The sequence below is a fragment of the Streptococcus oralis genome (assembly GCF_003943825.1).
In the GTDB taxonomy this organism is placed as follows: domain Bacteria; phylum Bacillota; class Bacilli; order Lactobacillales; family Streptococcaceae; genus Streptococcus; species Streptococcus oralis_CD.
The window spans coordinates 36,254-51,865 of the sequence record NZ_RJNJ01000007.1; the positions used below are offsets into that span (position 1 = coordinate 36,254).

14 protein-coding genes, 1 pseudogene and 1 other annotated feature are annotated in these 15,612 nt (G+C 40.7%); of the genes and pseudogenes, 1 reads left to right on the plus strand and 14 read right to left on the minus strand.

All coding sequences use genetic code 11. The annotated features are described in order from the left end of the window. Positions 1-38 precede the first annotated feature (38 nt). The 14 genes and pseudogenes from D8863_RS06995 to D8863_RS07055 form a co-directional block, all read right to left on the minus strand. Positions 39-1,025 (minus strand): dihydroorotate dehydrogenase, encoded by a 987-nt coding sequence (locus tag D8863_RS06995; RefSeq protein ID WP_185761461.1) that lies wholly within the window; start codon positions 1,023-1,025, stop codon positions 39-41. Next, on the minus strand, positions 988-1,788 hold the full coding sequence (locus tag D8863_RS07000; RefSeq protein WP_125441478.1) for a dihydroorotate dehydrogenase electron transfer subunit: 801 nt from the start codon (positions 1,786-1,788) through the stop codon (positions 988-990). The genes D8863_RS06995 and D8863_RS07000 overlap by 38 nt, the downstream gene beginning before the upstream one ends. 247 nt (positions 1,789-2,035) lie before the next feature. Then, positions 2,036-2,416: a lactoylglutathione lyase gene (gloA, locus tag D8863_RS07005; protein WP_061427150.1), complete on the minus strand. Its 381-nt coding sequence runs from the start codon at positions 2,414-2,416 to the stop codon at positions 2,036-2,038. Between the two features lie 97 nt (positions 2,417-2,513). After that, the gene (locus tag D8863_RS07010) at positions 2,514-5,285 is read right to left on the minus strand and encodes a J domain-containing protein (RefSeq protein ID WP_125441479.1); all 2,772 of its coding nucleotides are present in this window, start codon (positions 5,283-5,285) and stop codon (positions 2,514-2,516) included. Between the two features lie 13 nt (positions 5,286-5,298). After that, on the minus strand, positions 5,299-6,963 hold the full coding sequence (locus D8863_RS07015; protein ID WP_125441480.1) for a molecular chaperone HscC: 1,665 nt from the start codon (positions 6,961-6,963) through the stop codon (positions 5,299-5,301). 175 nt (positions 6,964-7,138) lie between these two features. Continuing rightward, positions 7,139-7,498: a 50S ribosomal protein L20 gene (rplT, locus tag D8863_RS07020; protein WP_000124830.1), complete on the minus strand. Its 360-nt coding sequence runs from the start codon at positions 7,496-7,498 to the stop codon at positions 7,139-7,141. A gap of 51 nt (positions 7,499-7,549) precedes the next feature. Then, on the minus strand, positions 7,550-7,750 hold the full coding sequence (rpmI, locus tag D8863_RS07025) for a 50S ribosomal protein L35 (protein WP_001125942.1): 201 nt from the start codon (positions 7,748-7,750) through the stop codon (positions 7,550-7,552). Positions 7,751-7,782: 32 nt separating this feature from the next. After that, complete coding sequence (gene infC, locus D8863_RS07030) at positions 7,783-8,313, minus strand: translation initiation factor IF-3 (RefSeq protein WP_000848184.1); 531 nt, start codon at positions 8,311-8,313, stop codon at positions 7,783-7,785. A 15-nt stretch (positions 8,314-8,328) separates the two neighbouring features. Further along, positions 8,329-8,460 (minus strand) — a sequence feature (ribosomal protein L20 leader region). Positions 8,461-8,617: 157 nt separating this feature from the next. Then, positions 8,618-9,802, minus strand: coding sequence for a hypothetical protein (locus D8863_RS07035; RefSeq protein WP_125441481.1), 1,185 nt, complete (start codon positions 9,800-9,802; stop codon positions 8,618-8,620). Next, positions 9,799-10,392, minus strand: a complete 594-nt coding sequence (locus D8863_RS07040; protein WP_125441482.1) for an ATP-binding cassette domain-containing protein — start codon at positions 10,390-10,392, stop codon at positions 9,799-9,801. Before D8863_RS07040 ends, D8863_RS07035 begins: the two co-directional genes overlap by 4 nt. Before the next feature lie 31 nt (positions 10,393-10,423). Continuing rightward, positions 10,424-10,638, minus strand: a pseudogene (locus D8863_RS11225) (hypothetical protein). Between the two features lie 148 nt (positions 10,639-10,786). Next, complete coding sequence (locus tag D8863_RS07045; RefSeq protein WP_125441483.1) at positions 10,787-13,027, minus strand: DNA internalization-related competence protein ComEC/Rec2; 2,241 nt, start codon at positions 13,025-13,027, stop codon at positions 10,787-10,789. Next, entirely contained in the window at positions 13,011-13,661 is a 651-nt protein-coding gene (locus D8863_RS07050) for a helix-hairpin-helix domain-containing protein (protein ID WP_125441484.1), read from the minus strand. The genes D8863_RS07045 and D8863_RS07050 overlap by 17 nt, the downstream gene beginning before the upstream one ends. 65 nt (positions 13,662-13,726) lie before the next feature. After that, the gene (locus tag D8863_RS07055) at positions 13,727-14,296 is read right to left on the minus strand and encodes a GNAT family N-acetyltransferase (protein WP_125414485.1); all 570 of its coding nucleotides are present in this window, start codon (positions 14,294-14,296) and stop codon (positions 13,727-13,729) included. 176 nt (positions 14,297-14,472) lie between these two features. Between D8863_RS07055 and ald the strand changes: the two genes are divergently transcribed. Beyond that, positions 14,473-15,585 carry an alanine dehydrogenase gene (ald, locus tag D8863_RS07065; protein WP_125441486.1) on the plus strand — a complete coding sequence of 371 codons (1,113 nt, stop codon included), beginning with the start codon at positions 14,473-14,475 and terminating at the stop codon, positions 15,583-15,585. Positions 15,586-15,612: the final 27 nt, after the last annotated feature.

The following is a 15,612-nucleotide window of genomic DNA, read 5'->3' on the forward strand; positions in this document are numbered from 1 at the left end:
AAGATTCTATTTCTTGTTGACGATAAGGAAAGACTAACTTATCTCAGACTGGCTTTGACTTCCTGACGGAGATTTTCTAGACTGCTAATGCCGTATTTATCCATGACTTTTGGTAAATTTTCAATAATATCAGGACAGGCATAAGGATTGGTAAAGTTAGCTGTTCCAACTCCGATGGCAGAGGCACCAGCCAGATACATTTCTAACGCTGCTTCAGCCGAATCCACTCCCCCCATGCCAATGATGGGAAGGTCAGTTGTTTGGGCGACTTGGCGGATGAGTTTGAGGGCTACTGGAAAGACTGCTGGTCCAGACATTCCACCTGTTCCATTGGCTAGGATTGGTTTTCTTGTTTTGAGGTCAAAGCGCATACCGACTAGAGTATTGATCATGGTTAAACCACTTGCTCCTGCATCTTCTGCGGCTTTAGCAATAGTGACAACATCCGTTACACTAGGGGTTAACTTGACATAAACTGGCACATCAGAGGCTTCCACAGCTGCTTTTACCACTTCATAAGCTAGATCAGGATCTTGCCCAATCAAAAGTCCATGATTGCCGTGATCCACATTCGGACAAGAGATATTGAGCTCGATCGCTTTTACATTAGCTGCCTTGGAAATTCCCTGAGAAACGGTAGCGTACTCTTGTTTTGAAAAGCCTGCTACATTGGCGATGATGGGAAGTTTAGGATACTCTCTTTCCAGCCAAGGCAATTTCTCAGCTAAAACAGCTTCTAAACCTGGATTTTGCAGACCGATTGCATTGAGCATACCGGCAGGTGTCTCTGCAACTCTGGGAGTTGGATTCCCAAAACGGGGTTCTAGTGTCGTCGCCTTGATCATAATGGAGCCTAAAAGGTCTAAATCATAGTACTTGGCATACTCCTGACCAAAACCAAAACAGCCTGATGCTGGAATGATGGGATTTTTCAAATCCAAGCCCGGTAGAGAAACTTGTAAACGTTTGTTAGTCATGACTTTCTCCTTATAATACAACTGTTCCTGTGCGAAAAACAGGGCCATCTTCACAGACGCGTTGGCTGACGGTCTCACTATCTGGCACTTTTAGAACGCATGCATAGCAAGCTCCCATCCCACAAGCCATACGAGATTCTAGAGATAGATAGGCTCTTGGATGATCATAAAAGGTTTGATTGATATACCTCATCATTCCAGGAGCCCCACATGAGTAAACAGCATCAAATTGAATGTCTAAATCATTGATGACAACAGATACATTTCCCTTAATGCCATAAGAACCATCATCTGTCGTTACAAAGATCTGACCATACTCGGCCAATTCGGTTTCGAGAATCACAGCATCCTTATTCGCAAAACCAAGGACTGTCACTACTGTCACCCCACGCGCATGCAATTCCTTTGCTACTTCAAGCAAGGGGGGAACACCAATCCCCCCACCAACGAGGAGAACTTGGCTCTGATTGTCTAAATCAGACAAGTCAAACCCATTTCCCTGAGGCCCCATCACATCAAGAGTATCTCCCTGTCTTAAAGTTGAAAAAATAGCTGTCCCAGCCCCCTCTATCCGATAAATGAGATGACACTGCTTCTTGATCTTGTCAATAGACGAAATTGAAATAGGACGGCGCAAGAGATGGGCATCATCAGGCACACGCAGATGAAGAAATTGGCCTGCTCGCATGGCTTCAACCATCTCCCCTTCTAGGACTAATTCAAAGATTGCTGGCGCAATTTCCTCTTGTGCGACCACCTTCATGGTTTCCAAACGAATGGCACCCAAACGCTTCTTACATGTGGGATTCATGACTTTTCCTCCTTAAATTTAAGGGGACCAGATAAAGAAAAGGCCTTGCTAATGCAAGGCCTCAGTTGGGTTAGGCTAGAACTCATGCGCACACTTAAAAAGTCTCCACAGAGAGTCCCCTTATCCCTTTTATCTGACACCTTGTGAGTCTCTCTGGACTCCCCTTAAAGGTTAAATTTGTATTAGTATACTCTTTCAAAGTAAAAAAGTCAAGTAGAAAACGAACATTCTACTTGACTGTACTGGATTATTTTTCACGAATGACTTCGACCTTGTAGCCATCCGGATCCTTGACAAAGTAATAGTTTGGTGGGTTACCTGGTAGGCCTTTGGGCTCTGTAACCTCATAGCCTTTAGCGCTATGTTCTTGATGGAGTGCCTCAAGGTCAGGTGTACTTAGAGCGATGTGAGCAAAGCCGTCACCCACAACATAAGGTCCATGATCATAGTTGTAAGTCAACTCCAACTCATAGTCATCCCCCTCAAGTCCTAGATAGACAATGGTGAAAGCATGATCTGGAAAATCTCTGCGACGCAATTCTTTAAATCCAAAAGCATCTTGATAAAAAGCGATTGATTTTTCAAGGTTTTCTACTCGCAAGCAAGTGTGTAGCATTTTTGAAGCCATTTTCATTACCTCTTTCATTTGAATAGTTCTATTATACCCTTATTCAGGAAAATTTACTAGAAACTTGAACTAGAGTCCTCTTCTCTACGCTTTCATTCTAAGAAGCACTTTTACGATTTTCCTTGCGTATATTGCCAATAAGGAAAAGCATGATCAGGACAAAAAGCCCCTCAAGGAAGTAGAACGTAAATTCGCTGTTCAAGATTAATAGGTCTTTTTCAAAATAAACTTTGCCTAAATAAGGTATAAGTGAGAAAAGGATTCGGAATAGTCTTCTTAGGAAAATAAAGATTTGCAATCCATAAATCATAAAGGCCTTCTTTACTCCAATCATGAAACCCTGTTCCTTTGTAAAATAAGACAAGACAATTCCATTTAACAAGAGGATAACGGTTATGGCCAGCGTTTCATTTCGTAGAATAGTTGGATTAAAGAGGTTTAAGCGGCTGTGAACGAAAGGCAATAATTGAAAGAGTAGGATACCCAAGATTGCTGGAAGGAGAATTTTTTTCAATGATGTTGGAAATCCGGGACTAAATCGTGTAAAAGACAAGCAAATCACAAGGATTACAAAAATATGGAAGTACATCATTGCAACTCCGGAAATGATCTGGCTTCGATTTACCAAAGCAGATAAGAAGCCAGCAGAAAGAAAGATACCGACAGGAATCAGCTTATCCAAAGAATAATCCCACTTCAGCCCTTGACTCACCTGGAAACCATCGATGAGACAGAAAAATGTAATGAAAATAAGGGCCCCAATAAGACCAAACGGTAAGAATGGAGTGACGAGGAGCAATAACAAGATGAATAGGAACCATGGATGGGGACTGTGGTAGAATTTTCGTTTTGAACCCCTAGCTGTCACTCCTTCCTCAATCTGTGTTTGCCTTAATTTTAGCATATAGGCGTAAAAGAGAGAAAACATACCAGCATGGACCCATAAATTATCAATAGGTTGCTCTAGAACACTGAGTATCAAACTCACAATCGAAAATAGACCAAAGACAAACTGAAGAAACTTATTTTTAAAGACTTGTCTTTTTTTCCAATCCAAATAAGAGAGCTTGGCCTTTGGATGACTAAGTTCATAAGCATAAACTGTCATCTCTTCTAGTTTCTGGTCTGTCTCCTCCGTCATCATTTGGGGAGCCATTTTAGAAGTAGGAAAAGGAGATAAAACATATCTCAGGAGCTCGCCGTCTGTAAACCGATGGTACTCCTTATAGATCTGTTGAAGTAAAATCGTTAGAATACGTGGTCTTCCTTTAAAGTAGCTTCTCCACTTTTCCCAATCATTGATATCTTCATCGTTCTTAGTGAGCTTATCTATATAAAGATAACCTTCATTGTACCAGTAATCAAAATTTTCTTTTTTGTTAAGTGCATACTCCTCTACCACTGAAGGATAGGAATGGATACTCTTCCAGAAATGAAGTTTTTTCAGGTAAGGATTTGACTCCTCATCACTGTAACGTTCCACAAATTGGAGAACGAGAGCTAACACTTTCGCATTGGTTAAAGGATAGACGTCCACTTTTTCTAACAAATCAAGTAGGAGCGTGTGATCTTTGACTGATTCAAAAAGATATTGCCAATCACGTAACAGTATATACTCGTCTTGATACCGAGCATGGAGCAACTCATAAAAGGCTGCCTCAACTTCATCTGAATTATCTAGAGAGTAGTGACTAAAGTCAACGTTTTCTCCCAGCTCCCCTTTTACTTTCTCTAAGTAATCAGCCAAGTCATTCAAGAGTGGATAATCCTCTTCAAATATGACTTGTCGGTTTTTTTCTAGAATATAGATTAAAACTGGCACACTCTTGATTATCTGACGATTTTGATTTACTTGATCTAAGACCATAAAGGCAAGATAGGGGTGCTTGAAAAACTCTATCCAAGAGCTCAATTTATTTGCTTTGTTAGAATCTTGGAGAATTTCTTGGCAAAGTTGATAAGAATAATAGAATTCCTCAGTGGCTTCATGGGCGCTTTCAAGAGAACTGCCTTCCTCTTCTGCTATAGCTCTTTTAACTTTCCAATACTTCAGTTTATAGTAATATCCCCAGTACTTAAAGTCAGGTATATAGTCTTCCAGCAAGGGAATGAGGATAGAAAATTGCTCCGGTTTGTTAAAAATATAAACATCCATTTCCTCTAAAACGGATTGAATAATGTCCATATCATACTGATACTGATGAAAGAACTGACGCCATAGATGCTCTTGTTCCTCTTGGTTATAACCGTCATTTCCAACAATACTTTCAATCGCATTTCGAATCAGATAAGTTTCTTCATTATAACCACTAAAGTCAAGAGTAGACCTTGTTGTTTCTTCTTGCCCACGGTTCTCTTCGTCACCAAACGTTTCAAAATTGAGGGGATTCTTAGCTCTTTCTTCAGAATCTCCATTTAGCTGAACTTCCTCATCATAGTCACTAAAGTCAAGGGTGGACTTTTGCTCATCCTCTTCTGCTTTATAGGTTTCAAAGTTAAAGGAATTGCTGGTTTTATCAGTCGATTGCTGATAATCACTGAAATCAAGACTAGATGTTTCAGACTCTTCGTTCTCAGTCTTCGTTTCTTCAGTCAAGTTTTCAAAGTTGAGACTAGAGTTAGGCTTTCCATTTTCCTCTTCTTCAAGTTTAGTAGCTTCTTGAGAGTCACTCGCTTTTCTTAGGCTATTTTCTGGTCTTGTATTTCTAGATCTCGCATAAATCAAGGCTTTTTGGTAAGCTTCAACAATTTCTTGGTAAATTTCTGGTTGGTCTTCTGGGTGATAGAGGCGGACCAGTTCAGCATAACGTCTTCTAATTAGCTTGACGTCAGTTGTTGGCTCTATTCCTAAAGTTTCCCATATATTCATAAGGTCTCCTCTTTTACAGTCCTCGCTCTAGGAAGTCTAGATAGTTTGAAAATGATTGATAAAGTTTTGGCAAATGATACATAGATGCTTGGCTGACCTCTTCTTCAAATCGTCTAGTTTCAGCCATTAGCTCCTCTCTTCTTCTCCCCAAGAGCATACTGTACACACGATTCGCTTTTTCAATCAAGAAACGATAAACCTCTGTTTCTTGAGCATTGATCTTATAGCGAGTCAACTCTGCTTGATTAGCCTTGATTTCCTTTTCTGTCAGAGTAACACTATCTTGGAGAATAACATGACTAAAGACTTCCTGTGTTGAATCAATTTTCACTTCGACATCCAAAATTCCATTTAAATCATAGGTGAATCGAACTGTGAAACTTTCATTTACTCGAGTATTCACAGGGACGGGAACTTCTAATTCTCCTAGGAACAGATTTTGTGATGCCTTCATCATCTCACCTTGATAGACCTTTATCTTGACTTGACTCTGTCCCAATTCAGCCGTATAGTACTGCTCGATGCGTGAAGCAGGTAGGGTTGAATTTCGCTCAATAATCGGCGAAAAGCGGTCGCCAACTATCTCAATCCCCAGTGTAAAAGGACAAATATCAGACAGTAATAAATCTCGTATCTCACCCTGGCGTTCTTTTATTCCTGCTAAAAGGGCACAACCTCTCGCAATCATCCGATCGGGATCATCCGAAACCTGCACCACTTGATTGATACAGTAGGATAAAAAATCCTGAACCAAGCGGAGTTTCGAAGTCCCCCCAACAAGAACAAAGTTATCTGATGATACATAGCTGTAGCGCGCATCCATCAAGGCACGGTCCAAAACGGCCTTAACACGGGCTAGCAGAGGCTGACAAAGCTCATAAAAACGCTGGTAGCTCAAGTCTAAAGTGTATTCCTGTTCTTGGTCCAGAACTGTCATCTTCACTTCTTCTTTCTCATTGAGTTCTAGTTTAGTCTTTTCAGCCTGTACCAGAATTTTGCCATAAAATTCACGGGAAATCGTATCCTTGGTTAATTGATTGGAAACTAAAAATTCCTCAGCAATAGCCGCAGTGAAGTCTTCTCCTCCCAAACGATTGTCCCCTGCAATCGACACGATTTCGACGATATTATCAAAAAGCTCCACAACTGAAATATCAAGAGTACCACCACCAAAATCGACCACAATAAAAGATTGATCTTCTTGGTTTACCATAGATCTTTTAGCAAGAGCTGCTGCAGAGGGTTCATTGATAATCCGATCAATCTGAACACCTGCAAATTTCCCTGCTAGTTTGGTCGCATAGCGTTGAGCATCATTGAAATAGGCTGGTACACTGACAATCACTTCCTCGACCTTTTCTCCAAGATAGGTCTCTGCATCGTCTACCAACTTTCGAATGATAAAAGAGCTCAATTCTTCAGCCTTATATGCTCGATTTCCTAGCGTCAATTCATGCTTGGTCCCCATAAAACGCTTGAACTGAGAAACGGTCTTGTCTGGGTGAGTCACCAAGCGTTCCTTGGCAATTTTTCCAACTATAATCTCATCATTGTCATCTAAAGCCACAACAGATGGCGTCAAATACTCACCAAAAGCATTGGGAATCAACTTGACCTGGCCATCTTGATAAACCCCTACTAAAGAATTAGTCGTTCCTAAATCAATACCTACTATCATCTTCTTCTAACTCCAAATCTTTTTTAGATATTCCTATTATACAGGAAATATCCTATTTTCTTTGAAAAAATCTGTCATTTACTCTTTAAAATAGAAAATCGTTTAAGGAAAATAAAAAAGTTTCACCCTACTCTTGCGGTAAAAACCACGAGAGTAAGAATGAAACAGTTTGTCATTATTTACCAAGTTTTGCTTTAGCTGCATCTGCAAGAGCTGTGAAAGCTGCTGCATCGTTAACAGCCAAGTCAGCAAGCATTTTACGGTTAACTTCGATTTCAGCCAATTTCAAACCATGCATCAATTGTGAGTATGAAAGTCCGTTCAAACGAGCTGCCGCATTGATACGAGTGATCCACAATTTACGGAAGTCACGTTTTTTCTGACGACGGTCACGGTATGCATAGTAGTAAGAGTTCATTACTTGTTCTTTTGCAGTACGGAACAAGATGTGTTTAGCTCCATAGTAACCTTTTGCTAATTTAAGAATACGTTTACGACGTTTGCGTGATACAACGCCACCTTTAACACGTGCCATGTTTTATTTCCTCCAAATATTTCCTAGAATTGTTTACTTACTGTTAGGCTATTATTTCAAGCGAGTAAGCATTGCTTTGATACGTTTGAAATCTCCTGAATGCACCATAGATGCTTTACGAAGATGACGACGTTGTTTCTTAGTTTTTCCGTGGAAACGGTGAGAAGTGTAAGCACGGAAACGTTTAAGTCCACCAGAACCTGTACGTTTGAAACGTTTAGCTGATGCGCGGTGTGTTTTTTGTTTTGGCATGATTTTTTCTCCTTTATTTAACTTTCTGACAATTATTTTTTGTCAGTTGCTGGCGCCAACTGCATGAACATTTGGCGTCCATCCATCTTAGCTCGTTGTTCGATGATCGCAATATCTTGTGTTGCTTCAGCAAACTCGGCTAAAACTTTTGCACCAATCTCTTTATGGGTAATCATACGACCCTTAAAGCGGATAGATACCTTAACTTTATTTCCTTTTTCAAGGAACTTGCGTGCATTGCGAAGTTTTGTGTCAAAGTCACCCTTGTCAATAGTTGGACTCAGACGAACTTCTTTCACAGTAACAACACTTTGTTTTTTACGTTGTTCTTTTTGCTTTTTCTGGTACTCAAATTTGAACTTACCGTAGTCCATAATTTTAGCAACAGGTGGCTTTGCTTGGGGTTGGATCAATACTAAGTCAACATTTGCACTATCAGCTAATGCTTGCGCTTCACTGAGTGGCTTGATGCCTAGCTGTTCTCCCTCAAGACCGATCAAGCGAACTTCACGTACACGAATTTCATCATTGATGAATAAGTCTTGCTTTGCTATGGTTTTCACCTCTTTTTTATTATTAGAGAAAAACAATAGCGGACTCGTAATGATACAAGCCCGCACGTTATGATAGCGTTTCTTAGAAACTTTTCATCCGTAGGGCCAGGCAACCTGATGTCACAAGGCGAGAAGCTCTCACTTCTGCTTTTCTCAACTTTTATATGATACCAAGTTTTCTATTCCTTGTCAAGATAAAAAGTTATTTTTTCGAAAAAGTTTCTGTTTTCTTCTTGATGTCCACATCAAAAAGAGAGAACCTAGTTGGTTCCCTCCCTATGTTAGTTTTTTCCTCACCTTCCGTATAGGGACGCTAAGACTTATTAACAACTTCCTTTTTACGTGAACTTCCCCATCTTTCAATAAATAGAATCCCCACTAACAAAAGGATAATCAGGCAAGGAAGTAAGACCATCCCCATGCTCCAATTCAGATTGACATTATCAATCTGTTTAGGTAATATTCCAGATAAAATATCCACTGAACGCAGGTAAGTAAAGGGAATCAGATGGGCAATACTCTGAAGAGGCTGGATCGTTTGGATACCAAACAATAAGCCAACAATCCCAATGAGGGAAAGAAAGAGGACAGGCATTTTTTGCTTGAAAAAGTAAGCAATCAAGTAGACGACTTCCACAATGACGATAAAGGCTAAGAAAGCTAATAGCAAGCTAGGAAATAACACATCTTGTATTTTTCCAATAGTTACCTCTTGATTCGTTAAACTATAGAATGGGTAGGGATAATCCAACTGTCCAAAACCACTTATCAGACTTCCCACTAGAAAAGAAAATCCACAGATTCCAATAAACAGCACGGTTACATAGCTCACCCCAACTCCAAGAGAGGACATGGCAAATGTCGCTTTTGAAAAAGGATATAACTGAGCTGTATCGAGATGATTTTGATATCTTTCTGCGAACAGTTGTGTTAGCATAAAAATAATACCAATCACAAACAAGCTTGGGATGATAGCCTCTAAAATCCAGACAATCTGATCAATCCCGTGGGTCGGATATTCTAAATTGTGGGCTTTTATATTCAAGGGATACAGGGCTTGGTAAATCTTCCGTTGGCGGTCGCTCGCCATTTTTAATTCAGAGCTAGAAGTCGGTTGATTTGACATAACTTCATAATTCTTCTCTTCATCTTGCCACTGCAAATAGTAGGCTTCTTTCCAGCGTCCTTCTTTTAACAAAGCCAGAATTTCTTTCTTTTGAGTCAAAAGATTTTTTTGCGAGTCTAAATTACTTTTAACAATCTGGTATTCCTCCGAGCTGGTGTCAGACATTTGGGAAAGCTTCACTTCATTTTCATTGACGATTCTCTCATCTTTTACAAGACGGGTTTCCAACTCGCTCTCCAAGCTGTGTGAGTTTGCAGTCTGACTATTTAAATAAAAGGTAACACCGAGTACAGATGCAAATAAAAGTAAGATAATCCAGTTTAAACGACTTTTGAAAACTTTCTTTAATAAAAATAGGCTAATATCTTTCATAACGGAACCTCTTCTATCTGCCCCTGACGAATGGTTACGATGCTATCGCAAATCTCCATTAACTCCTCTTTGTAGTGGGAACTCAAAAGAACCAGCTGTTCTTGTCTATTGATTTGTGCCAGCCTATCAAAAAACTTCTGTCGATAATACTCATCTAAGCCATTTGTTATCTCATCCATGAGCCAGCATTTCGCCTGACTGAGGAAATACATGGTAATCACCAAGCGTTGCTTCATCCCTAAGGAATACTTGCGGATGGGAAGGTTGATATAGTCAGACATTTCCCAATAGGCGATTTCGTCCCCCAAGTTTAGGTCTGACTTCCAGATATTTTTTATGAGACGAAGGTAGTCCATCCCACTTAAGTTTCCATCCAGCCATTCAACGCTTTCATAATAAAATAAAGAAGGAGAGGCTGCGATATGTCCACTACCAAGGGGAAGCAGCTTGCTAATAGCGCGGAACAGGGTCGTCTTTCCAGAGCCATTGATAGCAAGAAGGCCATAAATCCTACCTTTTTTAAAGGTGAAATCCGCATCTTGCAAGATGACTTGTCGCGTTTTTAAGGTAACATGAGTAAGAGTTATCATATACAGCCCTCCTTTTCTCACTCTTTATCAATTAATAGCCTCCGCTGTAGTAGTTTATGACCTCATAACGATTGTAATTCCATCCTCCGCCAATTTTATACTCAGAATAGACCATAACGGGCTAGAAATGTATTGATGGTTGTGATAGTTAGTACTATATTCCCACATAGTATTCCAATCATACCAATATTTTTTAGTGACTGTTACAGCAGATGCAATGGATTGAAAAAGACCAACAGATAACAAACTAGCTAATAAAACGGGTTTTACTGATTTTTCATGTTTTCATTGCATTTATATCTTTACTATTGGAGACGCTTTCATTATATCGTTTTTCCCTATATTATGCAACAGATTATCTGTTTATTTTACTAATATATAACATCTTTTCTTCCTAACGAACACTTTCAATCTGCCAACTATTCCATCCTTTAAAGCGGATAGCCCCTTGCTGGTCAGTTCTGTAAATCTTACTCTTGATACTTTCCATTCGTGTCAAGGTTTCCTGATGGGGGAGTTTCGCAAGATTGTTTTTTCCAACTGAAATGAGAGTAATTTCTGGTTTGATTTTTTCTAGGAAAGTTGGATTTGATGAGGTTTTAGCACCATGTTGGTTTGCTTTCAAGACATCCACCTCTAAGTTAGGGTATTGCTTCAGCAAGTCCTTCTCTCCCTTCTCTTTCAAATTTCCTGTGAAGAGAAAGTACTTATCCAAGAGTCTCCCATAAAGAACCAGAGAATCATCACGATCCCCATCTCCAATCTGCCTTGTAGATAGGACTTCTAACTGATTCCCAAAAATCGGCAAGTTCTCCCCTGCAGTTACACTGCGTACCTTGGTTTGAGTCGCTTGTAGTTCTGCCACAAATTCCTTCTGTGTCAAACTTCCTTTTGACACTAAAATTTCGCCCACATGGAAAGCATTGGTCACCTCCAGCAAATCTCCAACATGCTCCTTGTCTGTATTGGTCAAAACCATCTGATCAATCTTGTCTACTCCTCGACTTTTAAGATAGGGAATCAAGGTTCGCTGGGCATTGCTGGTCGTCGCCTTTTCTTGCCAATCCTCTATTTTCTTATCAGATTCTGCCTTTCCACCGACATCTATGAGAATGGTTTTACCAGTTACATCCCGTAAGAAAATACTTTCTCCTTGCCCCACATCTAGCATGGTGATTTCATTTTCCAGTGGATGCTTGGTCAGGAAAAAGAACCCCACGATAAAGAGACTGAATCCTACTAGTCTTTTGACATTTTTCCTAAAGTCATGGACCAAGGCCAATGAAACTAAGAGAAGAATCAAAAACCATGCGTTTGGTTGCCCAAAGACCAGTGGCCTGCTTGCCAGCTGCGATACCAAGCGAATGACGCCCTCTAACCACTCAAAGACAAAGTTAAACTGAGTGACTGAGTAAATAAAAGACAGAATGAATAAGATGGACAAAAGCGGCAAGAAGACCACATCAAACAGAAAGGAAAAGACAAAGGTCAAAAGGATAGACCAAGGCTGAAATTCTGCAAAATAGAAGGATAGAATGGGCAATATTCCCAAAGAAATGACCAAACTTTCTCTGGCAACTTCCTTGATCCCATCGCCTTCTTTGCTAGTCATGGTCAAGATAAAAGCATAAGCGCAGGACAAGACTCCTCCTGCAGTTAGGAAAAAGTTAGGCATAATGATAAAGAGGACAAGGACCGTTAGGGCAAAATTATCCAACCCCTTAACACCATGTTGGGCCAGTAACTTTTGCAAGAGACTGCGAATGACCGAAGCTGAAAATCCTGTCAGACCTGCATAGATAAGAGAAAAGGGATAAGTTAGCCACTTCAACTTTTCTTGAGTTAAGCCCAGGCGCAATAAAAGTTTCTTAAAACCATCCATAAAGAAGCCCACCTGCATACCTGATAAGGCAAAAAGGTGAATAATTCCAAGACTGGAATAAAGCTCATTCATCTCCTCAAAGTCCGTGTCCAGATGTCCTGGCAAGAGACCTGTCATATAGTTGCGCATAGGGTCTGGAAAGTGCGTCTTGATCCGAACTACAGCCTTTCGACGTAAACTAGACAGATTTTCTCCTATATCCCAACTTTTAACCTGTTTAAATGACTGGATGTTCTTGATAGTCAATGTCTGGTAAATCCCCTGAGTCTTCAGGTAGGCTTGGTAATCAAATCCACCAAAATTCCTCTGGCCTTCTGGCTCGGACAATTTTCCTTCTAGCTCTATCTCGTGAAGGTCTGTTAAGGCCTGAAAGAGCTCTTTCTCCTCCTCAGACTGGAGTTTATAGTAAACTTGGAAGGTGCGGCCGTCAGCCTTGCCCCGAAAGGACAGACTATCTCCATTGACCTTAATAGTGTCAGGCAAAATCCGTACCCTCTCAACAGAATCCACTAGGTTTTGACTTGCTTGAGTCTGTTGCCAATTTTGAAACAAAAACCAAAATCCAAAAACTCCACAAATCGCTAGAACTCTACCGGCCGATTTCCAAGGAAATTGGAAAAAGAGACAGACAAGCAAAAAAACAAAACCTAGCAGTGCGAGATAGGACGCTCCAAAAATTGCATAGTAAAGCCAGAGCAATAGAAAACTCAGATAGATTAGGGGAATTGGGGAATTCTTAATCCACTGTGACATAATCTTTTAGCTTTTCTATGGTCTTAGCACCAATGCCAGAAACCTTCTTGAGTTCATCAACCGACTTGAATTTCCCATTCGCCTCACGATGATCGATAATATCCTGGGCTCGCTTTCCTCCCAAGCCTTTGACCTGTTTTAGTTCTTCCAGACTAGCTTTATTGAGGTTGATCTTCTTTTCTTTACTTGTCGAAGGAGTCGTTCCAGAGGCAGTCTGCTGACTAGCTACTTCTTCCCCCTTACTCGGAACGTAGACCAGAGCCTCGTCGCTGACTTTCTGGGCTAAATTGAGCGATTTGCTATCTGCTTGCTCTGTCAAGCCACCTGCTTTCTGAACAGCATCATGGACCCGACTACCGACTGGCAAATCATAAATCCCTGGTGATTTGACAGCACCTTTGACATCCACTGTGATCTGATCTTGTTCCAGAGACTCTTCTTTTTCTTCCTTCTTCACTTCTTTTTCAGACGATGAATCCTTTGAAACAGCTGCAACTTCAGCCTGCAAGTTTGTTTCTTTCACAGATGTTTGTGAACTTGGCTTTAACAGGAAAAATCCTCCTAAGGCCAGACCCAAACCAGCACAGATGACAATGATTTTATACTCTTTGATTTTCTCGATAATTGCTTCCATATTTTCTCCTCTCTTAGATTATTCGTAAGAGGAAGAAAAAACAGCTGAAAAATCTTTTCAACTGCTTATTTATTTGCAAAATAGTCTTCCTTAGTCAAGACATAATAAACTCTTGTGATAATTCGACCTGGTTCTTTGTTATCCATTCTGGCATAGGGTTCTTCGTAGGAAAAACGCATACCTGATTTCTCCATGACCTTTCCTGATGCGGAATTGTCTTTATCGTGAAGAGCGCTCAACTTGTTCATTCCAATCTTCTCAAAAGCCAGCTCAATCACGGCACGATTGGCTTCTGTCGTCAATCCTTGATTCCAATACTTTTTATTGATAATGTAACCAATAGCTGCTTTTTTGAGAATTGGGTCAATCTTGTGCAAATCAATAGTTCCGATAAACTGGCCATTGCTTTTTAATTCAATCCCCCAACGTCCCAAGGGATTAGCCAAGTAAAACTGAGCAATGTTACTCTTAGTTTCTTCCAAGCTTTGATTTGTTGGAAAAGTGTAGCGTGTATTTTCTCTGTCTGAGGCATACTCAAACATAGCTTCCGCATCATCCAAGGTTACAGGTCGGAGCAATAAACGCTCCGTTTCTATAGATGGATACTGGGCAAATTTCACAAATATTGATTCCATACTTTTCCCTCCATTAAATCTTGATTCTCACTAGTCTAGCATAAATAAATTTGGATGACAAGTTTTTCTTGATTTTTGAAGCGGTTTCATATACAATAAAACCATCACATTTTTGATTTATGAACTGAAATGTGACAACTAAAACAATCCCGTCAATTGAAAGGTAGGTTATCTCTATGTTAATCGGAATTCCAAAAGAAATTAAAAATAACGAAAACCGTGTTGCCCTCACACCTGCTGGTGTCCATAGCTTAGTTTCTCGTGGACATCGTGTCCTCATCGAAACAAATGCTGGTCTCGGTTCAGGATTTACTGATGCTGACTATCAAAAGCAAGGAGCTGAGATTGTCGCTACTGCTGCTGAAGCCTGGGCTTCCGAATTAGTCGTGAAAGTAAAAGAACCACTAGCTTCTGAATACGGTTATTTGCGCGACGATCTTCTCCTCTTCACCTACTTGCACATGGCCGCTGCGCCAGAATTAGCAGATGCCATGCTAGCAGCAAAAACAACAGGAATTGCCTATGAAACTGTTCGTGACAATCAAGGACAACTACCGCTCCTCGTTCCTATGAGTGAGGTTGCCGGTCGTATGGCTGTTCAAATCGGAGCCTACTTCCTTACTAAGCAAGCTGGTGGCTCTGGTGTTCTACTTGGTGGTGTACCAGGTGTTCCAAAAGGAAAAGTAACCATCATTGGTGGTGGTGTCGTCGGGGCACATGCTGCCCGCATCGCCCTTGGACTCGGTGCTCAAGTAACCATCCTTGATATCAGTGCGAAACGTCTCTCAGTGTTAGAGGAAATCTTTGGGAACCAAATTCAAACACTTATGTCAAATTCTTTCAACATCGAAGCAAGTGTGAGAGATGCTGATGTGGTGATTGGTGCAGTTCTCATCCCTGGTGCTAAAGCACCGAAATTGGTGACAGATGAGATGGTCAAACAAATGCGTCCAGGATCTGTCATCGTTGACGTTGCTGTTGACCAAGGTGGTGTTATCGAGACAGCTGACCGTGTGACAACGCACGATGAACCTGTCTATGAAAAACATGGTGTTCTCCACTATGCCGTTGCCAATATCCCTGGTGCGGTCGCTCGTACTTCAACCATCGCCCTAACCAATGTCACTCTTCCTTATATCGAAGCTTTGGCTGGAAAAGGATTCGCACAAGCAATTTCTGAAGATGAGGGCTTGCGTCAAGGTGTGACCACTTATCAAGGTTACTTAACTAGCCTCCCAGTTGCTCAAGGCCTCGATAAAGAGCACACGTCTATCGACGAACTTGTTTAAAGCTAGACACTCATTAAAAAAAAGCAG

Coding starts and splice junctions, on each gene's coding strand:
- D8863_RS07000 (WP_125441478.1), bottom strand. CDS start 1,788: ATGAATCCCACATGTAAGAAGCGTTTGGGTGCCATTCGTTTGGAAACC.
- D8863_RS07055 (WP_125414485.1), bottom strand. CDS start 14,296: ATGGAATCAATATTTGTGAAATTTGCCCAGTATCCATCTATAGAAACG.
- D8863_RS07035 (WP_125441481.1), bottom strand. CDS start 9,802: ATGAAAGATATTAGCCTATTTTTATTAAAGAAAGTTTTCAAAAGTCGT.
- rplT (WP_000124830.1), bottom strand. CDS start 7,498: ATGGCACGTGTTAAAGGTGGCGTTGTATCACGCAAACGTCGTAAACGT.
- D8863_RS07050 (WP_125441484.1), bottom strand. CDS start 13,661: ATGGAAGCAATTATCGAGAAAATCAAAGAGTATAAAATCATTGTCATC.
- rpmI (WP_001125942.1), bottom strand. CDS start 7,750: ATGCCAAAACAAAAAACACACCGCGCATCAGCTAAACGTTTCAAACGT.
- D8863_RS07040 (WP_125441482.1), bottom strand. CDS start 10,392: ATGATAACTCTTACTCATGTTACCTTAAAAACGCGACAAGTCATCTTG.
- D8863_RS07015 (WP_125441480.1), bottom strand. CDS start 6,963: ATGATAGTAGGTATTGATTTAGGAACGACTAATTCTTTAGTAGGGGTT.
- D8863_RS07010 (WP_125441479.1), bottom strand. CDS start 5,285: ATGAATATATGGGAAACTTTAGGAATAGAGCCAACAACTGACGTCAAG.
- gloA (WP_061427150.1), bottom strand. CDS start 2,416: ATGGCTTCAAAAATGCTACACACTTGCTTGCGAGTAGAAAACCTTGAA.
- ald (WP_125441486.1), top strand. CDS start 14,473: ATGTTAATCGGAATTCCAAAAGAAATTAAAAATAACGAAAACCGTGTT.
- D8863_RS07045 (WP_125441483.1), bottom strand. CDS start 13,027: ATGTCACAGTGGATTAAGAATTCCCCAATTCCCCTAATCTATCTGAGT.
- D8863_RS06995 (WP_185761461.1), bottom strand. CDS start 1,025: ATGGCCCTGTTTTTCGCACAGGAACAGTTGTATTATAAGGAGAAAGTC.